Here is a 12975-nt window from a genome sequence, read left to right on the forward strand (position 1 = left end):
AAGGCGAAAGAAGGCGGCGCTCAGGTCTCCACGGCGGCGAGGCGCTTCTCCAGCGTCTTGCGGCACAGTCGCTCGCCGCCGCGCTCCACCCACTCCTCGCCCACCTCCTGCCAGCCGCGTCGCACCAGACGCTCCGTCAGCACCAGACTGGCCTCGATCCGGGCCCGCGCATGGCCCTGCTCCATCAGCAGGCGCTCGGCATGAATCAGCAGGGTGGAGCCGATGCCGCGGCGGGCGAGCGACGGCCAGACGTAGAGCGTCTCGATGCGACCCCGCGGCAGGTCCAGCTCCAGGAACCCCACGCAGCGGCCATCGCACTCGGCCACCAGGGTGGTAAAGAGCGCCTGGCGCGCCGCCCAGGCGCTGGCATCCCGCGGCAGGGCCGATGCCCAGGCCTCGCGTTCGGCGACGCTGTAGTGGGCCATGGCGCCCTGCATCACGGCGTGATGGAAGACCTCGGCCTGGTCGGCGGCATCACGGGAAAGGGCCTGGCGGTAGCGTATGCGCGGCCCCCGGGGCGGGGCCGTGGCGGCCGTCGGGGCACTGGCGATCTGGCTCATGGCGATCCTGTCGAAACCTGGCTGTTGCGGGGAGACTACACAAGCCGGCCCCGGGCGCCAATCCCCTCGCCGCCGGCGCCGGCGCCGGGCATAATCCGCCCATGAGCGAACTCCCCCTCCCCGACGCCTTCACGCTGTCGCCGATCGGCGTCATCGAGAGCGACTACCCCGACAAGTTCGGCATTCCCCGCCAGCCGGGGCTGGCGCCGGCGGCCCGGGCCAGCCTGGTGCTGGCACCCCCCTTCGACGACCCGCTGGCGGTGCGTGGCCTCGAGGCCTTCAGCCACCTGTGGCTCACCTTCGTCTTTCACGAGAGCCCCGAGCGCTGGACGCCGCTGGTGCGTCCGCCGCGCCTCGGCGGCAACGCCAAGGTGGGGGTCTTCGCGAGCCGCAGCACCCATCGCCCCAATCGCCTGGGCCTGTCGCTGGTGGAGCTCCTCGCGATCGACACCCGCCGCGGCGTGCGCCTGGCCCTGGCCGGCGCCGACCTGGTCAGCGGCACGCCGGTGCTCGATATCAAGCCCTACCTGCCCTGGGCGGAGTCTCGCCCCGAGGCCCGCGCCGGCTTCGCCCCCGAGGCCCCGCCACAGCTGGCGGTGGCGTTCAACGACGAGGCCGCCGCGACCCTGGCCGAACGCCCCGACGGTGACTCCCTGCGCGAGCTGATCATCCAGGTGCTGGCCCAGGATCCGCGCCCCGCCTACCGGAAGGGGGCCGAGGCGCGCACCTACGGCGTGCGCCTGCGCGATGTGGACGTGCGCTTCCGCGCCGTCGCCGTCGGCGAGGAGACCCGCATGGAGGTGGTGGCGATCGTGGCGGCTTGAGCGCGGCACCAGACACGACGAAGGGCCCCGAGGGGCCCTTCGTCGTTCAGGCGGCAACCGCCGGCGCGATCAGACGAACTCGACGCCGATGCGACGGCCGACCTCCTCGTAGGCCTCGATCACGCCGCCGAGCCCCTGGCGGAAGCGATCCTTGTCGAGCTTCTCGCGGGTCTTGGCGTCCCACAGCCGGCAGCCGTCCGGGGAAAACTCGTCGCCCAGCACGATCTGCCCCTCGAAGAGGCCGAACTCCAGCTTGTAGTCCACCAGCAGCAGGTCACCGTCGGCAAACAGCCCCTTGAGCACCTCGTTGACCCTGAAGGTCAGCGCCTTCATCTCGGCCAGCTGCTCGGGCGTGGCCCAGCCGAAGGTCTCGGCCAGGGACTCGTTGATCATCGGGTCGTGCAGGGCATCGTTCTTCAGGAACAGCTCGAAGGTGGGCGGGGTGAGCTCCTGCCCCTCGGTGACCCCCAGGCGCTTGACCAGGCCACCAGCGGCGATGTTGCGCACCACGCACTCCACCGGAATCATCTTCAGCGACTTGACCAGGCTCTCGGTGGCGGAGAGGCGCTTCTCGAAGTGGGTGGGCACGCCGGCCGCCGCCAGCTTCTCCATGATGAAGGCATTGAAGCAGTTGTTGACCATGCCCTTGCGCGCCAGCGACTCCATGCGCTCGCCGTCGAAGGCGCTGGTGTCATCGCGGAATTGCAGGATCACCCGGGAAGGGTCATCGGTGGCGAAGACCGACTTGGCCTTGCCGGCATAGAGTTCTTGACGCTTTTCCATGGAAGCCTCCGGAGGCTTGGGGTAGGTGGTAGTGGGGGAGCTCAGGGGCTGGGGTCAGGCAATGGCCTGCCACGCCAGGCCCGCCTCCTGGCAGGAGACCCTGAGCCGGGAGTCGTCGCCGTCGAGCAGCGGCACCAGGGCCGCCAGGGCCAGCTCGGGGCGGTTGTTGTGTTCCGACAGATGCGAGCAGACGATGTGCTGCAGTCGATCCAGGCCGAGGCGCGGCAGCAGGGCGGCGGCCTGGGCGTTGGCCAGGTGCCCCCAGTCGCCGCCCACCCGGCGCTTCAGCCGCGGCGGATAGGGGCCATCGGCCAGCATCTGCACATCGTGGTTGCACTCCAGCACCAGGGCGTCGCAGCCGGCGAAGGCCTCGGCCACGTGTTCGGTGGGGTGGCCCAGGTCGGTGAGCACCCCCAGGCTACGCTCGCCGCCGTGGACGCGAAACTGCACCGGTTCCCGGGCATCGTGGGGCACGGTCACCGGGTCGATGGTCAACCCCTTGACCGCGAAGCGTGACTGGGGGGTGATCCAGTGGCGGCTCGGCAGCTCGCCGAGCCGCCCCGAGGCCCAGGTGCCGGGCGTCAGGTAGACCGCCACGCCGTGGCGTCGCGCCAGGGGGCCGACGCCGCGGATATGGTCGCCATGCTCGTGGGTGACCAGCACCGCATCGAGCTGGCGCGGGTGCAGCCCGAAGTCGGCAAGCCGACGCTCGGTCTCGCGCAGGCCGAAGCCGCAGTCCACCAGCAGGTGGGTCTCGCCGTCGCTGACCAGGGTCGCATTGCCCTTGCTGCCGCTGCCCAGGGAGGCGAAGCGCAGCCTCCCGGCCTGCTGCCCTTCCGTCATCAGCGCAGCAGGCCCGATACCCGTTCGAGCAGCTCGCGCTGGTCCTCGGGGCTGAAGCCGCGCTCGCTGGCGTTCACCGCCCGCAGCACGGTCTGCCGGGGGCCTTCGGACTCCAGCACCAGGCGGATCTGCTGGTGCATCTGGCGCACGTCGGCGCTGAAGACGATCTGCAGCGGATTGCGGTTGCGCTCGGTGACCGTCATGTAGCTGATCAGGAACTCGTGGCTCGCCGGGTCGCTCTCCAGCAGTTCGCGGCGCTCTTCCACGGTGAAGTCCTGGCGCAGCTGGTGATCGAGCTCGGCCCAGGTGCGATCGAGCTCCAGCGGGATCTCGACGAGCCACTCGTCGCCACGCTGCGCGAGGCTGAGGCGCGACTCGCCGGCCAGGCGCTGGGCGGCCAGGGACGACGCGCTGGCAGTGGCGCTGCGCGCGCCGAAGAAGGACTCCAGGGCGTCAAGGCAGGCGCCCACCGGGGCCCCGCCCTGGTCGCAGCGCACCTCGCTGTCGCCGGCGCGCAGCCCCTGGCGCACGCTCAGGCGCGCCTGGCCGGTCTCGATCACCCCGCGGGAGGAGTCGCTGGCCTGGATGCCCAGGCCGCGGCTGCGGGCGAAGTCCTCGAGCTGGGGCCAGACGGTGCCGGGGTCGGCGCCCACCACCAGCCAGGCGTCGCGGCCGATGGTACGGCGCTCGACGAAGTCGCGCTCCACGGCGCGACCGGCGCCCAGGGCCTGAGGGCTCGGTGCGCGGAAGCGGCCGTCGGCGGCCTGGAAATCACCGGCGGCCTGGGGCACCGGCATGGCATCGCGGTAGCGCTGGGGGTCCCGGGTCTCGGGCAGGGTCAGCGCCGGGGCGATACGTGCCTCGGCGTAGTCGACGTTGCGGTCGTGGTAGTAGCCGTCGGGGCGAGCGCAGCCCGCCAGGGCCACGGCGGCCACCAGAGGCAGCCATTTCAGCGCTGAGTTCATGCGTCTACCTTGCATCAGTTCTCCAGGTTCCGGCACGACGCCGATCAGTCCTCGATCACGCCGGCCAGCTGCAGGGCCTCGCTGATCGTGGAGTGGTACTTCTCCGAGAGCCAGGTGAGCGGCAGGCGGATGCCCGGCTCGACGAGCCCCATGCGGTAGAGCGCCCACTTCACCGGGATCGGGTTGGATTCGATGCCCAGGTTGGTGTGCAGCGGCATCAGCCGGGTATTGAGCTGGTGGGCGCGGTCGGCATCGCCGGCCACCGCCGCGACGCACAGGTCGTGCATGGCCCGGGGGGCCACGTTCGCGGTCACCGAGATATCCCCGTGGCCGCCCATCAGCATGAAGTCGCAGGCGGTGGCGTCGTCGCCGGAGTAGAGCATGAACCCGCTGCCCTTGAGCCGCGAGATCAGGTCCTCGGCGCGCTCCAGGTTGCCGGTGGCATCCTTGAGACCGACGATGTTGTCCACCTCGGCCAGGCGCAGCACGGTCTCGTTGTAGAGATCGCAGGCGGTGCGGCCGGGCACGTTGTAGAGGATCACCGGCAGCTTGCTGCCCTCGGCCACCGCCTTGAAGTGGCGGTAGAGGCCTTCCTGGGTGGGCTTGTTGTAGTAGGGGCAGACCGACAGGCAGTAGTCGGCCCCCACCTCGCCGGCGTAGCGGGCCAGCTCGACGGCCTCGGAGGTGGCGTTGGCGCCGGTGCCGGCGATGACCGGGATGCGACCATCGACCTCCTCCACCACGGTGCGGATGACGTCGAAGTGCTCGGCGAACGACATGGTGGTGGGCTCGCCGGTGGTGCCGGCGGCCACGATGCCATCGGTGCCGTTGTCGAGGTGGAAGTTCACCAGGCGACGCAGCGCCTCCCAGTCGATGTCGCCATTGACCTTCATCGGCGTCGCCAGGGCGACGATACTGCCAGTGATCATCCTTTCTTTCCTCTCGATTCGACGGCTGCGCCACGGCCCGGTAACCACCGGGTCGACAGGGAGTGGGGCCCGTGGCCCGCATCAAGGGTCAAATGGTACTCAGCCGGCCAGAGCCTGTACAGCGAGGCGCACCACTTTGACAGCGCCGCGCCGCTTGCGTGTAATCAATCTCCCCCCCCACCAACGCGCAGGAGACTTCCATGAGCGTGAGCACAGGCCAGCCGGTCCCCGACTTTACCGCCATCGCCACCGGCGACACCACGGTCACCCTCTCCGAGCTCAAGGGCCGGCAGGTGGTGCTCTTCTTCTACCCCAAGGCCAGCACCCCGGGCTGCACCACCGAGGGCGGCGATTTCCGCGACCACAAGGAGGCCTTCGAGGCCGCCAACACCGTGATCCTCGGGGTCTCCCGGGACGGCCTCCGCGCCCAGGAGAACTTCAAGGCCAAGCAGGCCTTCAACTACGAGCTGATCTCCGACAAGGAGGAGACCCTGTGCGGGCTCTTCGACGTCATCAAGCTCAAGAAGCTGTATGGCAAGGAGCACCTGGGGATAGAGCGCAGCACCTTCCTGATCGACGCCGAGGGCAACCTCGCCCGGGAGTGGCGCGGGGTCAAGGTGCCGGGCCACGCCCAGGAGGTGCTGGAGGCCGCCCAGGCGCTGCACGCCGGCTGATCCCAGGGGCCTGCGCCGCCGATGCGGTCTCGCAGGCCCGTGGCTCACTCCTCGGCCAGGGCCTCGGCCGCCTCCTCGCGCTTGTGCCGCTGGATCCCCCTCGGCCAGGCGTAGACCAGCGCCTTGAGCAGGGTCGCCAGCGGGATGGCGAAGAAGATCCCCCAGAAGCCCCAGATCCCGCCGAAGAAGAGCACCGCCACGATAATCGAGACCGGGTGGATATTGTTGGTTTCCGAGAAGAGAATCGGGGCCAGCACGTTGCCGTCCAGCGCCTGGATGATGCCGTAGGCGATCAGCACATAGGCGAACTCGCTGGTCATGCCGAAGTGGAAGCCGGCCACCGCCGCCACCGGCAGGGTGGCCACCGCCGCGCCGATGTAGGGCACCAGCACCGAGAAGCCCACCAGCACCGCCAGCAGCGCCGAATAGGGCAGCCCGAAGTAGGCGAAGGTGAGAAACGAGACGGTGCCGACGATGATGATCTCGATGAACTTGCCGCGCACGTAGTTGGCGATCTGGTCGTCCATCTCGTGCCAGATGCGCGTCATCAGGGCGCGCTTCTGGGGCAGCAGCGAGAGGGTGAAGTCCACCAGCTTCTCGCGATCCTTGAGCAGGAAGAAGACCAGAATCGGCACCAGCACCAGGTAGATGATCAGCGCCAGCACGTTGCCCAGGGAGGCCAGCGACAGGGTCAGGGCGCGCTGGCCGAACTGGGTCATCTCGCGGCCGGCCACGGCGATCCAGTTCTGGATCTGGTCGGGGGTCACCAGGTGCGGGTAGCGCTCCTGCAGGTCGTCGAGCAGCTGCTGGCCGCTGGCGAACATGCGTGGCGTCTCCTGCACCAGCCCCACCAGCTGGTTCCAGATCAGCGGCATCAGGATGAAGGCCAGCGCCAGCAGCAGGCCAATGAAGCCCAGGAACACCAGGCTCACCGCCATCAGGTGCGGCACGTGGCGCCGCTCCAGCCAGCCCACCGCCCCCTGCAGCAGGAAGGCGATCACCAGCGCGGTGAGGAAGGGCGCCAGCATGCGGCCGAAGAGGATCACCACCGCGAAGCCGAGCACCAGCAGCACCAGCAGGATCACCGCCTCCTCGTCGGAGAAGTAGTGGTCGATCCAGCTCTTGAAGACCGCCCGCAGGGTCATGAATTGCCCTCCCCGCCCTTGCGGATCCAGTAGTGGTAGGTGTCGCCGCGCTCCTCTCGCTCCAGCAGCTCGTGGGAGCTCTGGGCGGTGAAAGTCTCGAAGTCCCGCCAGGAGCCGGCGTCGGTGGCCATCACCTCGAGCAGCTGGCCCGGGGCCAGGCGCGCCAGCGCCTGCTTCGCCTTGAGCAGCGGCAGCGGACAGGGAAGACCGCGGGCGTCGAGCAGGTCATCGGGTTGCAGAGCCATGATCTCTCCCGGAACAATGGGGGTGGGGCGGATTGCTGCCGGACGACGGATGGCCGCGCGGCACGGAAACCCTTGGGATTTAAAGGCACTTTACCGGCTGAATCAATGTCAGACCATGGGCCACCTCGGCCCACCACAGGAGACCCCGAGCATGCCGCGCCGTTTTCCCCGACTCGCCGCCGGCGCCCTGTGCCTGGCGCTGCCCCTGCCCGCCGCCGGCCAGTGGACCCAGCCCCAGTGGGACAGCGCCGCCGGGCTGCCGAGCCTGGCCAGCGGCGACAGCCAGGCCGCCAGCGGCGAGGAATTTCGCCTGGGGCGGGCCTGGCTGCGCCAGTTCCAGGCGCGGGCCCCCCAGTGGCAGGACCCCATCGCCCAGCACTACGTGGAGTCGATGATCGCGCGCCTGCTGCCCCACAGCGGGCTGGGCGGCAGCCAGCCGCTGGTGACCCTGGTCGACAGCCGCCAGCTCAACGCCTTCGCCGTGCCGGGGGGCATCATCGGGGTGAATGCCGGCCTGTTCGCCTTTGCGGAGGAGGAGGCGGCGCTGGTCTCGGTGCTGGCCCACGAGCTCGGCCACCTCTCCCAGCGCCACTACGCCCGCGGCCAGGCCCGCACCGAGCAGACCCAGGTACCCGCCATGGCCGCCATGCTGGCCGGCATGCTGATCGCCGCCGCCGGCGGGGGCGACGCCGGCATCGGCGTGGCCATGGGCTCCCAGGCCGCCTTCATCCAGGACCAGCTGGCCTACTCGCGGCGCTTCGAACAGGAGGCCGACCGCATCGGCCTGCAGGCCATGGCCCAGGCGGGCTACGACCCCCAGGCCATGGTGCGCATGTTCCAGGCCATGCAGCGCATGGCCAGGCTGCAGGGCGGCAACCCGCCGGAGTTCCTGCTCACCCACCCGGTGACCGAGTCGCGCATCGGCGATGCCCAGGACCGCGCCGGTCAGCTCTCGGTCGCCGCCCCCCGCGACGACGACCTCCAGTACCACCTGGTGCGCGCCCGCGCCCTGCTGACCATCCACGAGCGCGACCCCCAGCAGGCCATCACCCGGCTCGCCCAGGACGACGTGCCCGACGCCGCCCGACGCTACCTGGGCGCCCTGGTGGAGGCCCGTCGGGGCAACGTCGAGGCGGCCCTCTCGACCCTCGACGCCCTGGCCCGCCAGGAGCCCGACCTGGGGCTGCTGCCCGCCTCCGCCGCCCAGGTGGCCTTCGATGCCGGCCGCTACGACGACGCCATCGAGCGCAGCCGCCGCCTGCTGCGGCTGATGCCGGGGCACCTGCCCGCCACCCTGACCCGGGGCGAGGCGCTGCTGCAGCGCGACCCCGACGAGGCGTGGCGGGTGCTGCGCGAACTGGCCGAGCGCCGCCACGAGGACCCGCAGGTGTTCACCCTGCTGGCGGAAGCCGCCGGGCGCAGCGGACGCGAGGCCTGGGGACACCTGGCCCGGGCCGAGCAGCTGCAGCTCACCGGGCGCATCAGCGAGGGGATTCGTCAGCTCGAGGTGGCCCGGCAGGTGGCCGAGCGTGAGGGAGACGCCGCGGCCACTGCTCGCATCGAGCAGCGCCGCGAGGCGTTCATCGGCTATCGGGAGACGCTGGAGAAGTTCTAGCGCCCAGCGCCCGTGATCAGCGCTGGAAGTTGAGCATCCGCTCCAGGGGCTTCAGCGCCGCCTGACGCAGGGCGTCATCGACGAGGATCTCGCCCGAGCCGTGGCGCAGGGCGTCGGCCAGGTTGTCCAGGGCGTTCATGGCCATCCAGGGGCAGTGGGCGCAGCTCTTGCAGGAGGCACCGTTGCCGGCGGTGGGCGCCTCGAAGAGGGTCTTTCCGGGCACCGCCTGCTGCATCTTGAAGAAGATGCCGCGGTCGGTGGCCACGATCAGCTTGTCGTTGGGCAGCGCCTGGGCGGCCTTGATCAGCTGGGAGGTGGAGCCCGCCACGTCGGCCAGCGCCACCACCGAGGCCGGCGACTCGGGGTGCACCAGCACCGCGGCCTCCGGGTAGAGCGCCTTGAGCTCCTCGACCCCCTTGGCCTTGAACTCCTCGTGGACGATGCAGGCACCGTCCCACAGCAGCATGTCGGCGCCGGTCTTCTTCTGGATGTAGCCGCCCAGGTGCTTGTCCGGGGCCCACAGGATCTTCTCGCCGCGGGCCTGGAGCTCCTCGATCACCTCCACGGCGATCGACGAGGTGACCACCCAGTCGGCGCGCGCCTTCACCGCCGCCGAGGTGTTGGCGTAGACCACCACGGTGCGGTCGGGGTGCTGGTCGCAGAAGGCGGCGAACTCGTCGGCCGGGCAGCCCAGGTCCAGCGAGCAGGTCGCCTCCAGGGTGGGCATCAGCACGCGCTTCTCCGGGGAGAGGATCTTGGCGGTCTCGCCCATGAAGCGCACCCCGGCCACCACCAGGGTGTCGGCCGCGTGGCGGGCGCCGAAGCGGGCCATCTCGAGGGAGTCGGCCACGCAGCCGCCGGTCTCCTCGGCGAGCTGCTGAATGGCATCGTCGGTGTAGTAGTGAGCCACCAGGACGGCGTTGTTGGCCTCGAGGAGCCGCTTGATCTCCTCGACGCGCGCCTCGTCCTCGGCGGGAATGCGGGTGGGGCAATAGGTGCGGGTCAGGTACTCGCGTACCTCCGCACGTGAAGTCATGATCGTCATCGTGTCTACCACTGTGACTGGCAGGGGCTCCCCCTGCGTGATCGGGTGCATCGCGGCTCGCGCGCTCCGCGCGGACGATGCGCCGGCTGCCCGGGGCGTCTGTCGCCACCGTCGGCAAGGACCCTATTCTAGACCAGGAGGCGGGGGTCGTGGCCACTATCGGTTAAGAAATCCGGTCAGGAAATCGCGCCGCTGCTCCGCTTGGACGCGCGGCGGGCCGAACCGTTCGGCTCACGGCGCGCCTCACCGGGCACCCGGGCCAGAAACCAGAACGCCCCGACCTCTGGGAGGCCGGGGCGTCGAATCTGGTGGGTCGTGTAGGATTCGAACCTACGACCAATTGGTTAAAAGCCAACTGCTCTACCAACTGAGCTAACGACCCATGCTTGCGTACAAGCCTGCAGGTCCGGATGGTGGGTCGTGTAGGATTCGAACCTACGACCAATTGGTTAAAAGCCAACTGCTCTACCAACTGAGCTAACGACCCTTCCGAACGGGGGCAGATATTACTGATCCGCCCCCTGGCTGGCAAGGACTTTTTTGCCTTTTGTCGCCGCCGCCGCTCAGCGGCGCGTCTTGGGCTTGCGCATCGCCTGTACCGGCTTGCGCTTGTGCTTGTCGCGGCTCCAGCGGTTCTTCTCGTCCGGGGTGAGATCCGGCACCTTGCGTGACTCCAGCCCGGCCAGCTCGGCCAGGTCATCGATCTCGGCCTGGGAGAGCTCCACCCACTCGCCGGCCTTGGCCCGCTTGTCGAGGAAGATGTTGCCGTAGCGCACCCGCTTGAGGCGGCTGACGGTGACCCCCTGGGATTCCCACAGGCGGCGTACCTCGCGGTTGCGTCCCTCCAGGATCACCACGTGGAACCAGGTGTTGATGCCCTCCCCACCGAACTCCTGCACGTCGGTGAAGTTCGCCGGCCCGTCCTCGAGCATCACGCCCTGGACCATGGCGACCACGTTCTGCCGGGTCACCTCGCCCATGACCCGCACCGCATACTCGCGCTCCACCTGGGTGGAGGGGTGCATCAGGCGGTTGGCCAGCTCACCGTCGGTGGTGAACAGCAAAAGGCCGCTGGTGTTGATGTCGAGGCGGCCGATGGCGATCCAGCGCTCGCCCTTGAGCCGCGGCAGGCGGTCGAAGACGGTGCGGCGACCCTCCGGGTCCTTGCGGGTACACAGCTCGCCCTCGGGCTTGTTGTACATGATCACCCGCCGCGGCACCTCATCGGCGCCGCGCAGGGTCACCGGGCGGTTGTCGAAGAGCACCCGGTCGCGCATCTCGATGCGGTCGCCGAGGGTCGCCACCTGGCCGTTGACCTTGACCCGCCCATCGGCGATGGCGGTCTCCATTTCGCGGCGGGAGCCCAGCCCGGCGCGTGCCAGGACCTTCTGAAGTTTTTCGCTGGTAGTGCTCATGAGTCGTTCTCACTGGGTGTGGATTCCGCCCCCGGGGCAGCGTCATCGTCGACGCGGCTCCGGGCACGTTCGGTCAGGCGAGCCTCGAGTTCGGCGAAGCTCAGGCCGGACCGTTCTGACGCCGTCCCGGCGTGGTTGTCGTCGGCCATCCCGGCCGTCGCGTCGGTGGCACCGGACGCGGCCGGTGCCTCCTGATCGGTAGTGCCTGCCGCCTGCTCGCCCTCTTCCGGCACATCGTCGAGGGACGCATCGTCGAGGGGCGCATCGGCCTGGGCCAGCAGGTCGTGCTGGGGCGGCGGCGGCGCCTCGTCCTCGCTCATCCACCCGGGCTCCTCGAAGTCCTTGAGCTCGTGCATCGGCGGCAGCTCGTCGAGGGTCTTCAGGCCGAAGTCGTCGAGGAAGCTGCGGGTGGTGGCATAGACCGCCGGGCGCCCCGGCACGTCGCGGTGGCCCACCACGCGAATCCAGCCGCGGTCCAGCAGGGTGCGCATGATCGAACCGCTCACCGTGACCCCGCGCACCTCCTCGATGTCGCCGCGGGTCACCGGCTGGCGGTAGGCGATCAGCGCCAGGGTCTCGAGCAGCGCCCGGGAGTAGCGCTGGGGACGCTCGTCCCACAGCCGCGAGACCCAGGGCGAGAGCCGCGGGCGGATGCGCAGCTGGTAGCCCGAGGCGGTCTCGAGCAGCTCCATGGCGCCGCGTTCGTGGCGCAGGCCGAGGCGCTCGAGCGCCTCGCGCAGGGCGCGCCTTGGCGGTCGCTCGTGATCATCGAAGAGCCCGTCGAGGCGCTCCAGGGAGAGCGGCTCACCGGCCGCCAGCAGCGCCGCCTCGAGGATCTCGTCCAGGGCCTCGGGATACTCCATGGCGGTCATGGCCGCCCTCCCTCATCATCGTCCGCGAAGGCGCTCTCCCCCTCGGCTTCCAGGTCGTCCAGGTCGCCGGCCTCGTCCGCCTCCACCGGGGTACGGGCGCGCACGTGGATCGGTGAAAGCGGGGCGTTCTGCACGATCTCGATCATCGCCTCCTTGGCGAGCTCGAGGATCGCCATGAAGGTGACGATCACCCCCGCCCGCCCCTCCTCCAGGCTGAACAGCGCCTCGAAGGGGGTGAAGTGATCGTGGCCGAGCCGCTCCATGATGGCCAGCATGCGCTCCCGGGTCGAGAGCACCTCGCGGCTGATATGGTGCGACTGCACCAGCTCGGCGCGGCGCAGGATGCCGGCCAGGGCTCCGAGCAGCTCGCCGAGCTCCACGTCCGGATGGATCACCCGCGACTCCAGCGGCGGCAGCAGCGCCCGCGCCGGGAACCAGTCTCGCCCCAGGCGCGGCAGCTCGGCCAGCGCCTCGGCGGCATGCTTGAGCCGCTCGTACTCCTGCAGGCGCCGGATCAGCTCGGCTCGCGGATCCTCCTCCTCGCCGTCGCCGCCCTCCTTCGGCGGGCGCGGCAGCAGGGTGCGCGACTTGATCTCGGCCAGCATCGCCGCCATCAGCAGGTACTCGCCGGCCAGCTCGATCTCCATGGCCTTCATCAGCTCCACGTACTCGATGTACTGGCGGGTGATGGCGGCCACGTCGATGGCCAAGATGTCGAGGTTCTGGCGGCGGATCAGGTAGAGCAGCAGGTCGAGGGGCCCCTCGAAGGCCTCCAGAAAGACCCGCAGCGCCTCCGGCGGGATATAGAGATCCTCGGGCAGCTCGGTGATCGGCTCGTCGAACAGCCTTCCGAGCACCGCGGCGTGCTGGGCCGCGGCGACGCTCTGCTCGGGGCTGGCGGTATCGGGGGTGGCGCTCACGCGGCGTGCCTCTCCGGGACGCAGGATCAACGGGGCAGTCTAGCAAGAGCAGGGCGCCGGAGATAGTTCTGCCGCCGCTTCTGCCGACATGCCGCCAGCGCTCGAGGCTATCCCGGCGACAGGCCTTCAGGGAGGCGCTG

The 12975-nt window shown here is 69.9% G+C and carries 14 protein-coding genes and 2 tRNA genes; 3 read left to right on the top strand and 13 right to left on the bottom strand.

Annotation, left to right across the window (positions count from 1 at the left end):
- Positions 1-20 precede the first annotated feature (20 nt).
- Positions 21-560, bottom strand: a complete 540-nt coding sequence (locus B6N23_RS06960; RefSeq protein ID WP_169957510.1) for a GNAT family N-acetyltransferase — start codon at positions 558-560, stop codon at positions 21-23.
- Positions 561-661: 101 nt separating this feature from the next.
- Here B6N23_RS06960 and tsaA point away from each other — a divergent pair, with 101 nt between their 5' ends.
- Positions 662-1384 carry a tRNA (N6-threonylcarbamoyladenosine(37)-N6)-methyltransferase TrmO gene (tsaA, locus tag B6N23_RS06965; RefSeq protein WP_305503160.1) on the top strand — a complete coding sequence of 241 codons (723 nt, stop codon included), beginning with the start codon at positions 662-664 and terminating at the stop codon, positions 1382-1384.
- A 69-nt stretch (positions 1385-1453) separates the two neighbouring features.
- Here the strand turns inward: tsaA and purC are convergent, their stop codons facing one another.
- Genes purC through dapA form a run of 4 tightly spaced genes read right to left on the bottom strand, consistent with a single transcriptional unit; the run spans position 1454 to position 4904 of the window.
- The gene (purC, locus tag B6N23_RS06970; RefSeq protein WP_305503163.1) at positions 1454-2167 is read right to left on the bottom strand and encodes a phosphoribosylaminoimidazolesuccinocarboxamide synthase; all 714 of its coding nucleotides are present in this window, start codon (positions 2165-2167) and stop codon (positions 1454-1456) included.
- A gap of 54 nt (positions 2168-2221) precedes the next feature.
- Positions 2222-3010 (bottom strand): MBL fold metallo-hydrolase, encoded by a 789-nt coding sequence (locus B6N23_RS06975; RefSeq protein ID WP_302141067.1) that lies wholly within the window; start codon positions 3008-3010, stop codon positions 2222-2224.
- The gene (locus B6N23_RS06980) at positions 3010-3975 is read right to left on the bottom strand and encodes a lipoprotein, NlpB (RefSeq protein ID WP_302141065.1); all 966 of its coding nucleotides are present in this window, start codon (positions 3973-3975) and stop codon (positions 3010-3012) included. The genes B6N23_RS06975 and B6N23_RS06980 overlap by 1 nt, the downstream gene beginning before the upstream one ends.
- Positions 3976-4019: 44 nt before the next feature.
- The gene (gene dapA / locus B6N23_RS06985; RefSeq protein WP_119022002.1) at positions 4020-4904 is read right to left on the bottom strand and encodes a 4-hydroxy-tetrahydrodipicolinate synthase; all 885 of its coding nucleotides are present in this window, start codon (positions 4902-4904) and stop codon (positions 4020-4022) included.
- Between the two features lie 200 nt (positions 4905-5104).
- On the opposite strand from dapA, the gene B6N23_RS06990 reads away from it, so the two are divergent.
- Entirely contained in the window at positions 5105-5578 is a 474-nt protein-coding gene (locus tag B6N23_RS06990; RefSeq protein WP_305503166.1) for a peroxiredoxin, read from the top strand.
- A 44-nt stretch (positions 5579-5622) separates the two neighbouring features.
- On the opposite strand, the gene B6N23_RS06995 is transcribed toward B6N23_RS06990, so the two are convergent.
- A complete protein-coding gene (locus B6N23_RS06995) occupies positions 5623-6723 on the bottom strand; it encodes an AI-2E family transporter (RefSeq protein WP_305503169.1) in 1101 nt (366 codons plus the stop codon).
- Complete coding sequence (locus B6N23_RS07000; protein ID WP_305503171.1) at positions 6720-6968, bottom strand: sulfurtransferase TusA family protein; 249 nt, start codon at positions 6966-6968, stop codon at positions 6720-6722. The genes B6N23_RS06995 and B6N23_RS07000 overlap by 4 nt, the downstream gene beginning before the upstream one ends.
- Positions 6969-7119: 151 nt before the next feature.
- On the opposite strand from B6N23_RS07000, the gene B6N23_RS07005 reads away from it, so the two are divergent.
- A complete protein-coding gene (locus B6N23_RS07005; protein ID WP_305503173.1) occupies positions 7120-8583 on the top strand; it encodes a M48 family metalloprotease in 1464 nt (487 codons plus the stop codon).
- Between the two features lie 16 nt (positions 8584-8599).
- Here the strand turns inward: B6N23_RS07005 and nadA are convergent, their stop codons facing one another.
- From nadA to B6N23_RS07035, 6 genes are all read right to left on the bottom strand, one after another.
- Entirely contained in the window at positions 8600-9628 is a 1029-nt protein-coding gene (gene nadA / locus B6N23_RS07010; RefSeq protein ID WP_169957502.1) for a quinolinate synthase NadA, read from the bottom strand.
- Between the two features lie 306 nt (positions 9629-9934).
- A tRNA-Lys gene (locus tag B6N23_RS07015) sits at positions 9935-10010 on the bottom strand.
- A 29-nt stretch (positions 10011-10039) separates the two neighbouring features.
- Positions 10040-10115, bottom strand: a tRNA-Lys gene (locus tag B6N23_RS07020).
- 76 nt (positions 10116-10191) lie between these two features.
- Positions 10192-11043 (bottom strand): 23S rRNA pseudouridine(2605) synthase RluB, encoded by an 852-nt coding sequence (rluB, locus tag B6N23_RS07025; protein ID WP_119022008.1) that lies wholly within the window; start codon positions 11041-11043, stop codon positions 10192-10194.
- On the bottom strand, positions 11040-11915 hold the full coding sequence (gene scpB, locus B6N23_RS07030) for an SMC-Scp complex subunit ScpB (RefSeq protein ID WP_305503176.1): 876 nt from the start codon (positions 11913-11915) through the stop codon (positions 11040-11042). Before scpB ends, rluB begins: the two co-directional genes overlap by 4 nt.
- Positions 11912-12835 (bottom strand): segregation and condensation protein A, encoded by a 924-nt coding sequence (locus B6N23_RS07035; protein ID WP_379686779.1) that lies wholly within the window; start codon positions 12833-12835, stop codon positions 11912-11914. Before B6N23_RS07035 ends, scpB begins: the two co-directional genes overlap by 4 nt.
- Positions 12836-12975 lie beyond the last annotated feature (140 nt).

This window comes from Halomonas alkalicola, from assembly GCF_030704205.1.
GTDB lineage: Bacteria > Pseudomonadota > Gammaproteobacteria > Pseudomonadales > Halomonadaceae > Halomonas > Halomonas alkalicola.

Excerpts from the sequence above, each read along its gene's own strand:
- B6N23_RS06960 (WP_169957510.1), bottom strand. The coding sequence starts at position 560 with ATGAGCCAGATCGCCAGTGCCCCGACGGCCGCCACGGCCCCGCCCCGG.
- tsaA (WP_305503160.1), top strand. The coding sequence starts at position 662 with ATGAGCGAACTCCCCCTCCCCGACGCCTTCACGCTGTCGCCGATCGGC.
- purC (WP_305503163.1), bottom strand. The coding sequence starts at position 2,167 with ATGGAAAAGCGTCAAGAACTCTATGCCGGCAAGGCCAAGTCGGTCTTC.
- B6N23_RS06975 (WP_302141067.1), bottom strand. The coding sequence starts at position 3,010 with ATGACGGAAGGGCAGCAGGCCGGGAGGCTGCGCTTCGCCTCCCTGGGC.
- B6N23_RS06980 (WP_302141065.1), bottom strand. The coding sequence starts at position 3,975 with ATGAACTCAGCGCTGAAATGGCTGCCTCTGGTGGCCGCCGTGGCCCTG.
- dapA (WP_119022002.1), bottom strand. The coding sequence starts at position 4,904 with ATGATCACTGGCAGTATCGTCGCCCTGGCGACGCCGATGAAGGTCAAT.
- B6N23_RS06990 (WP_305503166.1), top strand. The coding sequence starts at position 5,105 with ATGAGCGTGAGCACAGGCCAGCCGGTCCCCGACTTTACCGCCATCGCC.
- B6N23_RS06995 (WP_305503169.1), bottom strand. The coding sequence starts at position 6,723 with ATGACCCTGCGGGCGGTCTTCAAGAGCTGGATCGACCACTACTTCTCC.
- B6N23_RS07000 (WP_305503171.1), bottom strand. The coding sequence starts at position 6,968 with ATGGCTCTGCAACCCGATGACCTGCTCGACGCCCGCGGTCTTCCCTGT.
- B6N23_RS07005 (WP_305503173.1), top strand. The coding sequence starts at position 7,120 with ATGCCGCGCCGTTTTCCCCGACTCGCCGCCGGCGCCCTGTGCCTGGCG.
- nadA (WP_169957502.1), bottom strand. The coding sequence starts at position 9,628 with ATGACGATCATGACTTCACGTGCGGAGGTACGCGAGTACCTGACCCGC.
- rluB (WP_119022008.1), bottom strand. The coding sequence starts at position 11,043 with ATGAGCACTACCAGCGAAAAACTTCAGAAGGTCCTGGCACGCGCCGGG.
- scpB (WP_305503176.1), bottom strand. The coding sequence starts at position 11,915 with ATGACCGCCATGGAGTATCCCGAGGCCCTGGACGAGATCCTCGAGGCG.